Below are 15,748 nucleotides of genomic sequence, written 5' to 3'. Positions count from 1 at the left end.
CGTTATGACCGAAACAACAAAACAAGTATCCGAAAACGATCAGCTCCGGGCCGACATTTATCAGCTGTTGGCCGCTTTGCTCAGACGCGAGCCCAGCCAAGAACTATTGCAGTTTCTGACAAATTTGGAAGTCGATGCCAACGAAGATAACGCTATGACCCGTGCCTGGTTGGCCCTGAAACTGGCGGCGGCACAATTTACGCCAGTGCAGTTGCAGGATGAATATTTCAACCTCTTTATTGGCGTGGGCGCCGGTGAAATCTTGCCTTATGGTAGCTGGTTTATGACCGGGTCTTTAATGGATAAACCGCTGGCTCTGTTGCGTCAGGATTTGATGCAGCTTGGCTTTGAACGTCAGGATGACGTCAAAGAGCCTGAAGATCATGTGGCGGCGTTATTTGAAGTGATGAGTGTGTTGATCCTGGAAGCGCCATCACATCAGCAATTGGCGTTCTATCGGCGCCACATCGGCAGCTGGATTGTGCGCTTTTTCGATACCTTGTCCCGCTGTCAGAGTGCGGCATTCTATGGGGTCGTTGCGCAATTAGGCCGTGCCTTCTTTGAAACCGAAATCGCTGAATTTGAACGGCTGGTGCTCAGCACCCCGGTGGTGGAAACCCCAGACGTTCAGATCCAGCCCAAAGCCAGTGAAATGGCTTGATTGACAGGTCTGTTACTCAACAGATCTATGGTGTGGGAGTTCGCTCCCACGTAATTGAAACAAGGAGACGCTATGAAGAAGCAAGCTTCCGATATGAGTCGCCGTCAACTGCTGAAAGCCTTGGCTGTTGGCAGTGCCGCCGGAGCTGTAGCCACTGTCAGTGGTCAGGCGATGGCTGCTGCGCCGCAGGCTGCAAATGAGCCAAAGCCGCAGGACGGTTACCGTGAAACCGAGCATGTCCGCAGTTATTACGACACTTTGCGTAATAAATGATAAAAAGGAGTGTGTGAGATGCGATTAACCCGTACATCCGAACAGGCACCTGTGGCTGAAAAGCCATCGTTGGGCCTGAATCGCCGTCAGTTCCTCAAGTCAGCAGGCTTGGCAACTGGTGGTATTGCTGCCGCTTCCATGCTTGGGGCTGGAATGATGCGCAGGGCCGAGGCGACTGAAGTGCCTCATGATGCACCTACCGAAGTGAAGCGTACTATTTGTTCACACTGCGCTGTAGGTTGCGGTCTTTATGCTGAAGTGCAAAACGGTGTGTGGACAGGTCAGGAACCTGCATTCGACCATCCGTTTAACCGTGGTGGTCATTGCGCCAAAGGCGCGTCATTGCGTGAAGTAGCGCATGGCGACAAACGCAATAAATACCCCATGAAGTTAGAAGGCGGTAAGTGGAAGCGTCTGAGTTGGGAACAGGCCATCAACGAGATTGGTGACCAGATGCTGAAGATCCGTGAAGAATCCGGTCCAGATTCCATTTATTTCATGGGTAGCGCTAAGTTCTCTAACGAACAATCTTACCTGTACCGCAAATTGGCGGCGATGTGGGGCACTAACAATGTCGACCACTCAGCCCGTATTTGTCACTCTACCACTGTAGCCGGTGTGGCCAACACCTGGGGTTATGGTGCGCAAACCAACTCTTTCAACGACATGCATCACTCTAAGTTGATCCTTTTCGTTGGTTCTAATCCAAGTGAAGCCCACCCAGTTGCCATGCAGCATGTACTGGAAGGGAAAGAACGCGGTGCCAAAATTATTGTGGTTGATCCACGTTTCACCCGTACTGCAGCTAAGTCTGACGAGTACGTGCATATCCGTCCCGGCACCGACATTCCTTTCATCTACGGTCTGCTGTGGCACATCTTTGAAAATGGCTGGGAAGATAAGAAATTTATCGATTCACGCGTGTACGGCATGGAACGTATCCGTGATGAAGCGGCCAAGTTTAACCCAGAAGAAGTGACTAACATCACTGGCGTTAGCAAAGAGCAGATGTTCCGAGTTGCCAAAATGCTGGCTGAACACAAACCCGGCACTATTGTATGGTGTATGGGTGGTACTCAGCATCATATCGGTAACGCGAATACCCGTTCATACTGCATCCTGCAGTTGGCACTGGGTAACATGGGCGTTGTGGGTGGCGGTACTAACATTTTCCGTGGTCACGATAACGTACAGGGCGCTACTGACTTCGGTCTGCTGTTTGACAACCTGCCTGGTTACTATGGTTTGACTTCCGGCGCTTGGGGCCACTGGTCTCGCGTTTGGGATCTGCCTGCTGACTGGGTTGCCAGCCGCTTTGACCAAGGTGAATATCTGGGGCAGAAACCACAAACTTCTGCTGGTATTCCTTGTTCCCGTTGGCACGATGGGGTGCTGGAAGACAAGACCAAGATTGCCCAGAAGGACAATATCCGTCTGGCATTTTTCTGGGGTCAGTCCGTTAACACCGAAACCCGTGGTCGGGAAGTGCGTGAAGCACTGAACAAAATGGATACCGTGGTGGTGGTCGATCCACATCCAACCATGGCTTCTGTGATGCCGGAACGTAAGGATGGCGTCTATATTCTGCCCGCCTGTACCCAGTTTGAAACTTACGGGTCAGTGACGGCTTCCAACCGTTCATTGCAGTGGCGTGACAAAGTGATTGAGCCGCATTTCGAATCGCTGCCTGATCACACCATCATGTACAAACTGGCGAAGAAATTGGGTGTTGAGAAAGAATTCTGTAAACACATCCAAGTCAACAACGATGAACCTTTGGTTGAAGATGTTACCCGCGAATTTAACCGCGGCATGTGGACCATTGGTTACACTGGTCAGAGCCCAGAACGTCTGAAAGAACACCAGAAAAACTGGGGTACTTTCGACTTTGATTCACTGGAAGCTCCCGGTGGCCCATGCAAGGGTGAAACCTATGGTTTGCCTTGGCCATGTTGGGGCACCCCAGAGATGAAACATCCTGGCACCCAGATCCTCTATCGTACCGACCGTGAAGTCCGCTTTGGTGGTGGTAACTTCCGTGCCCGTTACGGTGTGGAACACAATGGTACCAATATTCTGGCAGAAGGCTCATTCTCAAAAGGCAGTGAAATTCAGGATGGTTATCCAGAATTTTCTGACAAGATGCTGAAGCAGCTGGGTTGGTGGGATGATCTTACCGCTGAAGAAAAAGCGGCGGCTGAAGGCAAAAACTGGAAGACTGACCTATCCGGTGGTATCCAGCGTGTTGCCATCAAGCATGGCTGTATTCCTTTTGGTAACGCCAAAGCCCGTTGTATCGTGTGGAACTTCCCGGATGATATTCCGCTGCACCGCGAACCGCTGTACACACCGCGTCGCGACTTGGTAGCCAAATATCCAACCTATGAAGACCGCATGGTGGCGCGTTTGCCTACCTTGTACAAGTCAATTCAGGACAAGGATTTCTCTAAAGACTTCCCGATGATCCTGACCTCAGGCCGCTTAGTGGAATACGAAGGCGGCGGTGAAGAAACCCGTTCTAACCCATGGTTGGCAGAGTTGCAGCAGGAGATGTTCATTGAAATGAACCCTGCCGATGCGGCTGATCGTGGTGTGCGCAGTGAAGACGATGTCTGGGTACATAGTCCAGAGGGCGCACAGATCAAGGTCAAAGTGATGGTAACGCCAAGGGTTCAACCGGGCGAATGCTTTATGCCTTATCACTTTGCGGGGATCTTCGAAGGTAAGAGTTTGGTTGATAAATATCCTGAAGGCACCGTGCCTTATGTTCAGGGTGAGTCTGCCAACACCGTATTGACTTACGGCTATGACGTGGTGACACAGATGCAGGAAACCAAAACCAGCCTGTGTCAGATCACCAAAGCCTGACCGTACTTGATGAGGAGATAAGCCACTATGGCAGTCATGAAATTTCTATGTGACACCAAGCGCTGCATCGAGTGTAACGGTTGTGTCACAGCGTGTAAAAACGAAAACGACTCCGCTCTTGAGTGGGGTATCCAGCGTCGCCGCGTGGTTACCATCAATGATGGTCAGCCCGGTGAAGCCTCCATCTCAGTTGCTTGTATGCACTGTACTGATGCGCCTTGTATGGCAGTTTGCCCGGCAGACTGCTTTTACCGTACTGAGGAAGGCATTGTGCTGCATAACAAAAATACCTGTATCGGTTGCGGCTACTGCTTCTATGCTTGTCCTTTCGGCGCACCTCAGTTCCCGAAAAAGACCGCATTCGGCAGTCGTGGCAAAATGGACAAATGTACGTTCTGTGCTGGCGGCCCGGAAGAGAATTTCTCCGAACGCGAACGCAAACTGTACGGTGCCAACCGTATCGCAGAAGGTAAGTTGCCGATGTGTGCCGAGCTTTGTTCTACCAAAGCGCTGCTCGCGGGTGATGCCCAGGTTGTCTCTGGCATCTACCGTGAGCGTATGGCCCGCCGTGGTGCCAGTCCTGATGTGATTTGGGGTTACAACCCCAAGACTGGTGTGATCAACTAAGAGTGAACCGGAACGGGGTAACCCGTTCCGGCGAGGAGTGACTATGGTTATCAAATCACTGCGCAGCCTGTTCGCTCTGATGTTGTTGGTTTGCGGTATGGGGCTGTCTGCAACAGCTTTTGCCGCCGACCAACAGTCCAGTCAGCAGCAGGCAACTGCGCAAACCAGCGAAGCCGACTTGTGGCGTGCGGTAAAATCTGGCGAAGCCGGATATACCACCGCTAAAGGGGGGGAGCGGGGTGTGTTGATTAATGTGACCGGGGAACAAGGGCGGGAGATCCGCAACAAATACGTGACACCCGTGATGGGAATTGCTGTTGTCGGCGTATTTGGCGCGTTTTTGCTGTTTTACTTTGTTAACGGTCCGGCACGACTGAATGACGGCTTTTCCGGCAAGATGGTATTCCGTTGGAGTAAAGCCGATCTCATTCTCCACTGGTGCGTGGCTATCAGCTGTCTGACCCTGATATTCACCGGCCTTAATATTATGCTGGGCAAGCATGTATTGCAGCCGATGGTTGGTGAAGGTAGCGGCATTTGGGCATCATTGATATACGGTTCCAAAACTATCCACGATTGGGTAGGACCCTTCTTTATCGTCTGCTGGGCGATATTGGTGGTGAAATGGATGCCGCATCAGATGCTTAAAGGTTATGACTTTAAGTGGTTCCTGACTGTTGGCGGTTATTTCAACGTCGGCCCACTCAAAGGCAAACATGCTGATTCCGGCTTTGCTAACGCGGGTGAAAAGGCCTGGTTCTGGACGTTGGCGATCTTCGGCCTATTCATTGCCATTTCTGGCGTGATGATGGTACTACCAGGTTTGGATCTGCCACGTGAAGCCTCAATGGCAGCGCTGTTGGTGCACGGTGTCAGTGCCATTCTGATCATTGCCTTTACTATCGTCCATATCTGGATGGCGACTGTCCTTAGTGAGGGCGGTATGGAGTGTATGGTGTCCGGTTATTGTGATGAAAACTGGGCTATGCAGCACCACAATCTGTGGTATGACGAAATCAAGGCCAATGGCACGCTGAAATATCGCGAATAAAAGTTAATTGTTACGTAAAACACCTCGGCATGCCGGGGTGTTTTTTTAGTAAATTCAGTACGCGATTTCGATACAAATAGTTAACAGTTTGATGGCTATAATCCCTATCTAAACTAGGGTTTTCTAGCCACGAAAAACATGATTCAGTTAACGCTTTCCCCCGTTGATAAGCCCATTGAGACGGTAAAACTGCGCTAGATCAATATCAGTATTTCTTGATCCCCTTATATTCCCCGAGCCTAATGATAACCCCTTATTCAATTGATTGAATTTCGGTCAAATTTGGCCGGTGTTGTGAATAATTCGTTAATTCTCAAATACCGCATTTCCCTCATATTTCGTATGGATGCACCACCCCAGGAGTAACAAAGTGAAAGAGCAGAAGCCCGATCTGCAACGCAGATCCCTGCTGAAAGCCCTGACCATAGGCACAGCTGCCGGCGTAGCCGTGGCTGCCTCCCAGGTCTCTGTGGCACAGGCAAATGAAAGCACTGATAGCGCTACCACCCATCAGGATGGTTATCGTGAAACAGCGCACATCCGCAACTATTACAACAGCCTGCGTTAACCCAGGAGAAATTAAGCGATGAAGTTAACTCGCACATCTAGCGTCGCCGCCAAGACCGACGCCACCATACTGGGGATTAGTCGTCGCCAGTTTATGAAAAGCGCTGGTATCGCCACTGGTGGTATTGCTGCTGCATCATTCTTAGGAACCGGCATGATGCGCCGCGCAGAAGCCAAAGAAGTCCCTCATGATGCCCCGATTGAAGTCAAGCGCACTATCTGTAGCGCCTGCGCTGTAGGTTGTGGCCTGTATGCTGAAGTACAGAATGGCGTGTGGACTGGTCAGGAACCCGCCTTTGATCATCCCTTCAACCAAGGTGGTCACTGTGCCAAAGGTGCGGCACTGCGCGAACACGGCCACGGGGAAAAACGCGTTAAATATCCAATGAAGCTTGAAGGCGGCAAATGGAAACGCATCAGTTGGGAACAGGCCATCAATGAAGTTGGTGACCAAATGCTGAAAGTTCGCAATGAGTCAGGTCCAGATTCGCTGTACTTCATGGGCAGTGCTAAGTTTTCTAACGAAGGCTGCTATATGTACCGTAAATTTGCAGCAATGTGGGGCACTAACAACGTCGACCACTCAGCCCGTATTTGTCACTCTACCACTGTAGCCGGTGTTGCTAACACTTGGGGCTATGGTGCGCAAACCAACTCATTCAACGATATCCAGAATACCAAAGCGATTTTCTTCATCGGTTCTAACCCGGCTGAAGCACATCCGGTGGCGATGCAGCATATTTTGCTGGCGAAAGAACGTAACAAAGCCAAGATCATCGTAATTGATCCACGTTTCTCCCGCACCGCCGCGCACGCAGATCTGCATGTGAATATTCGTCCAGGTACAGATATTCCTTTCATCTACGGTATGTTGTGGCACATTTTTGAAAACGGTTGGGAAGATAAAACCTTTATCCAACAACGCGTTTTTGCTATGGATGAAATTCGCAAAGAAGCCGCTAAGTTCCCACCCAAAGAAGTGGCTAACATTTGTGGTATCAGCGAAGACTCACTCTATCAAACCGCTAAGTTGTTTGCTGACAACCGTCCGGGCACTGTGGTTTGGTGTATGGGGGGTACGCAGCACCATGTGGGTAACGCCAACACCCGTGCTTACTGTATTTTGCAGTTGGCCCTTGGCAACATGGGTAAACAAGGTGGCGGTACTAACATTTTCCGTGGTCACGATAACGTGCAAGGCGCGACTGACCTTGGTCTGCTGTTTGATACATTGCCAGGTTACTACGGTTTGACTACCGGTGCCTGGAAGCATTGGACCCATGTGTGGGATCTGGACTTTGATTGGGTCAAAGGCCGTTTCGACAATGGCAACTATCTTGGCCGTGAACCGATGATCACCCCGGGGATCCCTTGCTCTCGTTGGCACGATGGCGTGCTTGAAGACAAAACCAAGCTGGCTCAGAAAGACAATATTCGCATGGCGTTTTTCTGGGGTCAGTCAGTGAACACCGAAACCCGTCAGCGCGATGTGCGTGATGCGCTCGACAAGATGGATACCATTGTGGTGGTGGATCCTGCGCCAACTATGGCTGGGGTAATGCACCGTCGTAAAGATGGTGTGTATCTGTTGCCTGCCTGTACTCAGTTTGAATCTCGTGGTTCTCTGTCAAACTCTGGCCGCTCAGTACAGTGGCGTGAACAGGTTATTGAACCGCTGTTTGAATCTAAAAACGACTTGGAAATCATGTACCTGTTGTCTAAGAAATTGGGCTTCGATAAAGAGTACACCAAGCGCATCCAGTTGGATGAAAAAGGCATTCCATTAGTGGAAGATGTGACCCGCGAAATCAACCGTGGCATGTGGACTATCGGTATGAGCGGTCAGAGCCCTGAGCGTATTAAAGCGCACACCATGAACTGGGGTACCTTCAGCAACAAAACACTGGAAGCTGACGGCGGCCCATGTAAAGGCGAAACCTACGGTTTGCCTTGGCCATGTTGGGGCGCACCAGAGCAGAAACACCCTGGCACCCAAATTCTGTACAACACAAGCAAACACGTGTTGCAGGGTGGTGGTAACTTCCGTGCCCGTTACGGCGTGGAATACCAAGGCCACAACATTCTGGCGGAAGGGTCTTACTCTTTGGGGTCAGAAATCCAAGACGGTTATCCAGAATTCTCCGACAAACTGCTGAAACAACTCGGCTGGTGGGATGATCTGACCGCAGAAGAAAAAGCCGAAGCAGAAGGCAAGAACTGGAAGACCGACCTGTCTGGCGGTATCCAGCGCGTGGCCATGAAGCACGGCTGTATCCCATTTGGTAACGCCAAGGCCCGCTGTATTGTGTGGACCTTCCCAGATCAAGTGCCAGTGCACCGCGAACCGCTGTACACCCCACGCCGTGATCTGGTTGCCAAATACCCAACTTACGATGATATGCAAGTGCATCGTCTGCCAACGCTGTACAAGTCAATCCAACAGCAAGATATGACCGGCAAATACCCACTGGCGCTGACATCTGGCCGTTTGGTGGAGTACGAAGGTGGTGGTGAGGAATCCCGTTCCAACCCATGGCTGGCAGAACTGCAACAGCAGATGTTTGTTGAAATTAACCCCGCTGATGCTGCCGATCGCAGTATTCGCAACGGTGACAAAGTGTGGCTGGAAGGCGCCGAAGGTGGCCGCGTGCTGGTACAGGCGTTGGTGACTCCGCGCGTGAAACAGGGCGTAACCTGGATGCCATACCACTTTGCCGGTGTGATGCATGGTGAAAGTCTGGAGGCGAATTATCCGGAAGGTACTGCGCCGTATGTGCTGGGCGAATCTGCCAACACTGCGCTGACCTACGGTTATGACCCAGTGACCCAGATGCAGGAGACCAAAGCGTCTCTGTGCCAGATCGTCAAAGCCTGATTGCAGCGTAAGTGAGGAGAATTGCCACTATGGCTACTATGAAATTTTTGTGTGATACCAAACGCTGCATCGAATGTAACGGTTGTGTCACTGCTTGTAAAAACGAAAACGACTCCGCGCTTGAGTGGGGTATCCAACGTCGCCGTGTCGTCACTCTGCACGATGGTCAACCCGGCGAAGCCTCTATCTCTGTTGCCTGCATGCATTGCTCTGATGCGCCATGTATGGCGGTATGTCCAGCAGATTGCTTCTATCGCACCGAAGATGGTGTGGTGCTGCATAACAAAGACAAGTGTATCGGCTGTGGTTACTGCCTGTACGCCTGCCCGTTCGGTGCGCCGCAGTTCCCGAAAAAAGGCGCATTTGCTGCTCGCGGCAAAATGGACAAATGTACTTTCTGCTCAGGCGGCCCTGAAGAGAATTTCTCGGAAGCTGAACGCCAGAAGTACGGTTCCAACCGTATTGCCGAAGGCAAGCTGCCAATGTGTGCTGAGTTGTGTGCCACCAAGGCGCTGCTCGCCGGTGATGCCGAAGTGGTTTCTGGCATCTACCGTGAGCGTGTCGCCTATCGTGGTGCTGACAATGCAGCCTGGAAGTAAGCGTCCGTACAGAGATAACTGGCTCGCGTAATGTGAGCTAGTGAGAGAGGTTTTTAATGAACAAATGGTTCAAACAACTGGGTTTGGCCGCTGCGCTGTTATTTAGCACAGTGAGCTTTGCCGCTGAAACCCCGGCACCTGCAGCACAACCAGAAGCGGTGGTGGCTGCGGTGCAGGCGCAGCAATCGGAGTATTCACAGCTGTGGACCGAACTTAAAAACGGCGCAACCGGGTATACCACCTCCCAGAGCCAGTTTCATAACCAGCCGATCAATAGCTACGATCTGCGGGTACTGGAACTGCGCAGTGGCTGGTTGGCTCCCGGTTTGATGCTGGCACTGTTCGGTATGATCATCATTTTTGCCCTGTTTATCATGGTTAACGGTATTTCCAAACTGCACCATGGTTTTTCAGGCAAGATGGTCCATCGTTGGTCAAAGCTGGATATCTCTATCCACTGGTTAGGGGCGATCCCTTGCCTGACATTGATCCTTACTGGCTTAACCTTGTTGGCAGGTCGTTTTTTCCTGCAGCCGGTGGTGAGTGAAGGGTTCTGGGCTGGGGTGGTGTATTTTGCCAAGCAAGTACACAACGTCATGGCGATCCCGTTCATGTTCGGCTGGTTGCTGATGACGTTGATGTGGGCGAAAAACCAGATGCCGAAGATGTATGACCTGAAATGGTTCCTGGTGGTTGGTGGTTATATCAACTTCGGGCCGTTCAAAGGTAAACATCCAGACTCTGGCTTTGCCAATGCTGGTGAAAAGATGTGGTTCTGGACCTTCGCCTTGTTTGGTCTGGTGATCTCGGCTTCTGGTATGCTGCTGCTGTTCCCGAACTTGTTCGAGCCTAGCCGCACTCTGAGCCTGATTTCGCTGATCCTGCATGCGGTCAGCGCCATCATCATCTGTGCCTTTTCTATCGTGCACATCTTCATGGCTACCGTGATGTCTGAAGGTGGTATGGAGTGTATGGTTTCCGGTTACTGCGATGAAAACTGGGCGACCCAGCACCACAATTTGTGGTTCGATGAAATCAAGGCCAACGGTACACTGAAGTATCGCGAATCCTGATTTTTTAAGCTTGAGTTAAGCCGCGTATCACACGCGGCTTTTTTATGCCACATACCTAGCAGTTTTGGCCTTAGCGGTTGACATTTATTCGCATTAGCTAAAACATGACAAACTTAACAAAACAGGGCGACCATAGCTGATAGGTGATGTTAACTTCTAGCCAGTTCACGTTTTGCCGGCGACTTAGGATGTACCCTGCAAACTCAAGACACTGCCTTGGATAGTCACTAACTTGTTGTGGTATTTAAGGATTATGTTACCCAGACAGGAACCGTTATGTCATCTGTGATCCAAACTCTCGATCGTCAACTGGTATCAAACTACCAATCCAATATCACAGTACCCAACTGGATGCTGCGAGCCATGGAAGGGGTGATGCATTACTATGTCGATAAGAATCTGAGACTGGATACTATCTCTGCTGACATTATGCCAGCGCCAGTGGCGGGCAAAAAGTACATGCTGTATGCCCATGTGCCGTTTTGCCATACGCTTTGCTCCTATTGTACTTTCCATCGCTTCCTGTTTAAGGAGGACAAGGCTCGTCGCTATTTTGTGGCGTTGCGTAAAGAGATGGATATGGTCAAGGCTTTGGGCTATGACTTCGAGTCCATGTATATCGGTGGTGGTACCACCACAGTGCTGGAAGATGAGCTAGCACGCACCATTGAACACGCTAAAACCTTGTTCCCATCGATTAAGGAAGTGTCTTGCGAATCTGATCCGCAGCATCTGGATAGCCCCGGTTTCAAGCAGCTCAAAGGGCTGGTGGATCGCATGTCGATTGGCGTGCAGAGCTTTAATGACGACATTCTGCGGATGACGGAACGGCTGGAAAAATTCGGCTCTGGTCAGGAAACGTTCGATAAGATCATGGCCGCCAAAGAGCTGTTCCCCATCATTAACGTTGACCTGATCTTTGGTTTCCGAGGTCAGACTGATGAAGTGATCCAGCATGATCTGGACATGGCTTCCCGGCTTGATCCGCGACAGATCACCACTTATCCACTGATGGTGACCCACCAGACCCGTAAGAGTGTGAAGGCTACGCTGGCGGCACCGCATGCGGATATGGCGAACCAGTATCGGATGATCCTCAATACCTTAGTAGGGCAATATAACCAGTTGTCTGCTTGGGCCTTCGGTAAAGCCAATAATGAAGGCTTTGATGAATACGTCATTGATTACGATGAATATCTTGGTGTGGGTTCCGGTTCTTTCAGCTTCCTCAATGACACCCTGTTCGTAAATACTTTCTCGCTGCGTAATTATGAAGAACGCATCAAGAACGGCAAAATGGGCGTGGAGCAGCAAAAGAATTACAGCAAAAAAGATGTAATGCAGTATCGCTTCCTGTTAGGGATGTTTTCTGGCCGTCTGTCACGCAAATATTTCCGCGATACTTTTGGTGTTAACTTGGATACCGCGCTGCTGAAAGAGATGGCCTCAATGAAGCTCATTGGGGCGTTAAAGAATGACCCCGATAACCCAGAAGAGCTAATCGTCACCGATAACGGCAAGATGATGGGCTTATTGATGATGAAAGAATTCTACTCCGGCATGGATAACGTGCGGGCGCAGCTGCGCAAGCCGCTGAAACCTTGTGATATGTAGTTATCTTGCAAGCTGTTGCTTGCGCTGATTTTGATGGAAGGAATGCTAAGGCATTCCTTTTTTGTTGGCTACGCCAAAGCAACCTAGCGGTTGCGGAAGTCGTGGAACTACTCGCTCCACACCAGAGCCAAAGGGCGATGCTCGTCCCTCGCCCTTTGGAAACCCGACGACGCCCCACGGCGCTAAACGCTACGGCACTTCTGGTTTGTCATTTTCGCAAATCGCCGCCAACTCGGAATCCATTCCTCGGCGCGGCTTCTTCGACATCCTGTCTCGATTGCTCAATGCCTGCCCAACGCACCTTCGCAGCGCCGAAGGGGAATCGGTGTTGCCTGATAATATTGAGTAAAGATAATACATCGCATATCCAAAGTGTATCTGAAAAGTAAGGAAGCTTTATACATAAACTTGCGGAATCATCCTCTCTTAAACTTCCACCTTATTGCGAGTCCAGATAATGTTAAACAAGCAATCGATAATAAACTGTTTACGATAGACAAGACTGTAAGAGTAACGTTTATTTTATCCCCATCGGCTAACAAAGGCTGCATGTCTTTTAGAGAGGAAAAAGGTAAGAACATTTGTTTTAATGTGAAAACAAATGATTTCGACAAAAGATCCCAGTTGATTGGCAAATAAGGGGAAATTTTCGGAGAAATATATAACGAATATAATAATGTAAAAATAAAAGAAAAGCACAATAATAAAATCAAAGGTCTACGATAGTTTGTTCCATATTCAGAAAATATTGAGTACACGTTATTTAAGGAAAAAATTCTCCTAAGAAATTTTTTATTATTAATAAGGCTTTCCAACTCTAAAGTAAAGAACATCCCTTCTAATTCCCGATCTCTCTGTGACTCCATAAAAAAACGTAATATTCTATAACTTGATGCATCCTCACTCCCATTCCTGCTTAAAAAACCATTTTTCAATGGGAATACGCTACCTTGTGGCATGTTGGCACCATATAAAATAGGAGGCTTATCAAATGTACTCCCTTTAAAATTCATTGAGTGAGTTATCTGACGATGATTTAGTTTTAGAAGGCCAACGAATGAGTCAATAATATCAATACTATACAGTTTCCTATTTGCATCTTCATCATCAACAGTATAAGCCTCCAATAGTTCTAAACTAGAATTTTTGATATCTATCGAGTTAATTCTAACTCTGAATAAATAAAAATACATATCAGACAGTTCAGAGTTGCGGATGTTTAATTCATCTATACTTACATCTTTAGTGTTTAGTTTCACGACGGGTTCAGAATATTCATCTGTAGATTTAACCTCACAATTCTCTATGAAAATAGTCAAGTTGTCAAAGTTGATAATATTAATTTCCAAATGGTTTACGAATATGCATTTCTTAAACCATAACTGATGATTTTTATCTTCTGGAAGTGATGAAATATTTAGTTTATCTACGAAGACTACGTTTTCAAAAAATGGTGGTTCCATACTGTGACAATTGATATTGTGTATGTAAGACTTTTTAATCTCAGGCATTAAATATTGATATTTTTTGTATCCTTTTAACCTCGGCTTACTATCTTTTATTTCTAAAGTCCTACATTCAATTTTATCTATTGTTACATTGGAAAATATATTTGCACGACTACAACAACTAAATGTTAAATATCTGCCTCTTTTTAGTCCTGAAACTACTGTTTTACCGTAAAACTTACAATTATTAAAGCTCACTGAACTTACTTCTTCAGCAGGGTGGGATCATACTTTGTTAACAGCATGGAACTTATCAGTATCAGCATGATCTGATCAGGCATGTTATTCTACTCAGCCTAATCCATGTCCTTGTTTGACCATTTGAAACTCATTGAAGACCCACGCTCATATATCAACTTGGAACATAATTTGGTTGATATCATTTTCCTCGTTTTAGCCGCAACCGCTTCCGGTTGTCACGGATGGCTTGAGATTGAGGAGTTTGGTCATGAGCACTTGTCATGGCTCCAGAAACATCGGCCTTTCGCAAAAGGAATACCCACTCGGCACTCTATTGCGCGGATCATTAAAGCAATTGATGTTGAGATGATAGTACTGGCATTGTTTCGCTGGACGAATAGTTTGAGAGCGTCTGCTGGTAAACCGTTAATTGCCATTGACGGAAAAACCCTTCGTGGCGCAGTTAATCAAAACGGTACGGAACAAGCATTACACCTCGTCTCAGCATTTGATACCGAGCAAGGACTTGTCCTCTATCAACAAGACACCAAAACCAAAGGCAGCGAAGTAGCGACCGTTCGCGAATTACTGCATATGTTGGATATCCAAGATGCCGTATTGACCTTTGATGCACTGCATTGCAACAAAGAAACACTTGCTCAAATTGTAAAGCGTAAAGGTGACTATGTTGTGCAAGTGAAAGGTAATCAACCAACACTGAGAAAGACGATTGAAGCGCTATTTCAGCCACACTGGGAGACGAATGCCACCGATATCCCAATGTGTGAAGAAAGCGACAAGGGACACGGTCGAGAAGAACGTCGTACCACGTTTCAAATTCCTGCCTTGTTGCCAAAAGAGCTTGCCAAACAGTGGCCATCGGCCAAATCGGTAATCGCCGTTGAGCGCGAACGTAAGCGCAATGGAACGACGACTATCGATACGCATTACTACCTGAGTTCATTGGATATTGAGGTAGAACTTGCCGCTCGGGCTGTTAGACAGCATTGGCACATCGAGAATCAACAACATTGGGTACTGGATGTCACGTTCAAAGAAGATATGTCGCGGATAGGCGATAGAGACAATGCGAAGAAAATGGCGTTATTTCGCCGTATTGTGCTCAACTTGTTGCAGCAACACCCATTAAAGGTGAGTAAGCCGAGTAAGATGCGCAAAGCGGCGTGGAATGGGGACTTTAGATCTGAGCTTTTCTTTGGTTAACACATTTAACAAAGCTTAATCCCGCCCTGACTTCTTCAGGGATAATGATTTTTTCTAATGTTATATTAACGTCTGTAATATCTAGTCTAATATCATCTAATCCTTTAACTGAATCAACTAACTCCTGCCATAAAGCATCATCAACATTTCTGATAACTTTAATATTATTGTTAGTAACTTCCATATTTTTATTTCTCGATAGTATTTTGAATATTAATATTTTCTAGGTGATTCAGTAAGGTTTATTAAATTTTAGATGGATATTAAATATAACAATATAATAGAAAATAAAGTTAAAACATAGAGCAAAGTTCAAATTTTGTCGTTTAAATGAATCCACTACACTGAATTTTTGATATGGAATGAGGAAAAATATAGGACAGTCATCAATTTTGTTGGTTGCGCCAATGCAAACTAGCGTTTGCTAGAGCTTAGGCTAGCGCCTGGCATGGCAAGCGAGTATTTGGCTTAATGGTATCGCTGCGCGATGGCAAACTGCGTTTGCGAACGTCATAGAAGACATACAGAAAGTATTAATACTGCGGGCACATGGATGTGCTTGAGCGGCGAATGTTTCAGTTGCTCAATGCCTGTCCAACGCTCCTATGCAACGCCGAAGAGGGTATTG

The 15,748-nt window shown here is 48.1% G+C and carries 13 protein-coding genes; 11 read left to right on the top strand and 2 right to left on the bottom strand.

The annotated features are described in order from the left end of the window. Positions 1-4: 4 nt before the first annotated feature. The 10 genes from IE064_RS07655 (at position 5) to IE064_RS07610 (ending at position 12,208) form a co-directional block, all read left to right on the top strand. Positions 5-661, top strand: coding sequence for a TorD/DmsD family molecular chaperone (locus tag IE064_RS07655; protein WP_189617324.1), 657 nt, complete (start codon positions 5-7; stop codon positions 659-661). A 72-nt stretch (positions 662-733) separates the two neighbouring features. Further along, positions 734-934 (top strand): twin-arginine translocation signal domain-containing protein, encoded by a 201-nt coding sequence (locus tag IE064_RS07650; protein ID WP_189617323.1) that lies wholly within the window; start codon positions 734-736, stop codon positions 932-934. A gap of 18 nt (positions 935-952) precedes the next feature. Beyond that, positions 953-3,802, top strand: coding sequence for a molybdopterin-dependent oxidoreductase (locus tag IE064_RS07645; protein WP_189617322.1), 2,850 nt, complete (start codon positions 953-955; stop codon positions 3,800-3,802). A gap of 27 nt (positions 3,803-3,829) precedes the next feature. Next, positions 3,830-4,429 (top strand): formate dehydrogenase FDH3 subunit beta, encoded by a 600-nt coding sequence (gene fdh3B, locus IE064_RS07640; protein ID WP_133038223.1) that lies wholly within the window; start codon positions 3,830-3,832, stop codon positions 4,427-4,429. A gap of 43 nt (positions 4,430-4,472) precedes the next feature. Further along, a complete protein-coding gene (locus IE064_RS07635; RefSeq protein WP_189617321.1) occupies positions 4,473-5,480 on the top strand; it encodes a formate dehydrogenase subunit gamma in 1,008 nt (335 codons plus the stop codon). Between the two features lie 370 nt (positions 5,481-5,850). After that, positions 5,851-6,048 carry a twin-arginine translocation signal domain-containing protein gene (locus tag IE064_RS07630; protein WP_133038221.1) on the top strand — a complete coding sequence of 66 codons (198 nt, stop codon included), beginning with the start codon at positions 5,851-5,853 and terminating at the stop codon, positions 6,046-6,048. A gap of 18 nt (positions 6,049-6,066) precedes the next feature. Next, positions 6,067-8,922, top strand: a complete 2,856-nt coding sequence (locus IE064_RS07625) for a formate dehydrogenase subunit alpha (RefSeq protein ID WP_189617320.1) — start codon at positions 6,067-6,069, stop codon at positions 8,920-8,922. 29 nt (positions 8,923-8,951) lie between these two features. Beyond that, positions 8,952-9,521, top strand: coding sequence for a formate dehydrogenase FDH3 subunit beta (gene fdh3B / locus IE064_RS07620; protein ID WP_189617319.1), 570 nt, complete (start codon positions 8,952-8,954; stop codon positions 9,519-9,521). A gap of 56 nt (positions 9,522-9,577) precedes the next feature. Beyond that, positions 9,578-10,594: a formate dehydrogenase subunit gamma gene (locus tag IE064_RS07615; protein ID WP_133038218.1), complete on the top strand. Its 1,017-nt coding sequence runs from the start codon at positions 9,578-9,580 to the stop codon at positions 10,592-10,594. 276 nt (positions 10,595-10,870) lie between these two features. Further along, positions 10,871-12,208, top strand: coding sequence for a coproporphyrinogen III oxidase family protein (locus IE064_RS07610; protein ID WP_189617318.1), 1,338 nt, complete (start codon positions 10,871-10,873; stop codon positions 12,206-12,208). A gap of 416 nt (positions 12,209-12,624) precedes the next feature. Here the strand turns inward: IE064_RS07610 and IE064_RS07605 are convergent, their stop codons facing one another. After that, entirely contained in the window at positions 12,625-13,914 is a 1,290-nt protein-coding gene (locus tag IE064_RS07605) for a hypothetical protein (protein WP_189617317.1), read from the bottom strand. 105 nt (positions 13,915-14,019) lie between these two features. Here IE064_RS07605 and IE064_RS07600 point away from each other — a divergent pair, with 105 nt between their 5' ends. After that, positions 14,020-15,120, top strand: coding sequence for an ISAs1 family transposase (locus IE064_RS07600; RefSeq protein WP_189617316.1), 1,101 nt, complete (start codon positions 14,020-14,022; stop codon positions 15,118-15,120). Here IE064_RS07600 and IE064_RS07595 read toward each other — a convergent pair. Continuing rightward, entirely contained in the window at positions 15,095-15,304 is a 210-nt protein-coding gene (locus IE064_RS07595) for a hypothetical protein (protein WP_189617315.1), read from the bottom strand. The genes IE064_RS07600 and IE064_RS07595 overlap by 26 nt on opposite strands. Positions 15,305-15,748: the final 444 nt, after the last annotated feature.

The organism is Shewanella fodinae (assembly GCF_014651955.1).
In the GTDB taxonomy this organism is placed as follows: domain Bacteria; phylum Pseudomonadota; class Gammaproteobacteria; order Enterobacterales; family Shewanellaceae; genus Shewanella; species Shewanella fodinae.
This window is presented reverse-complemented; position numbering and strand designations above follow the sequence as displayed.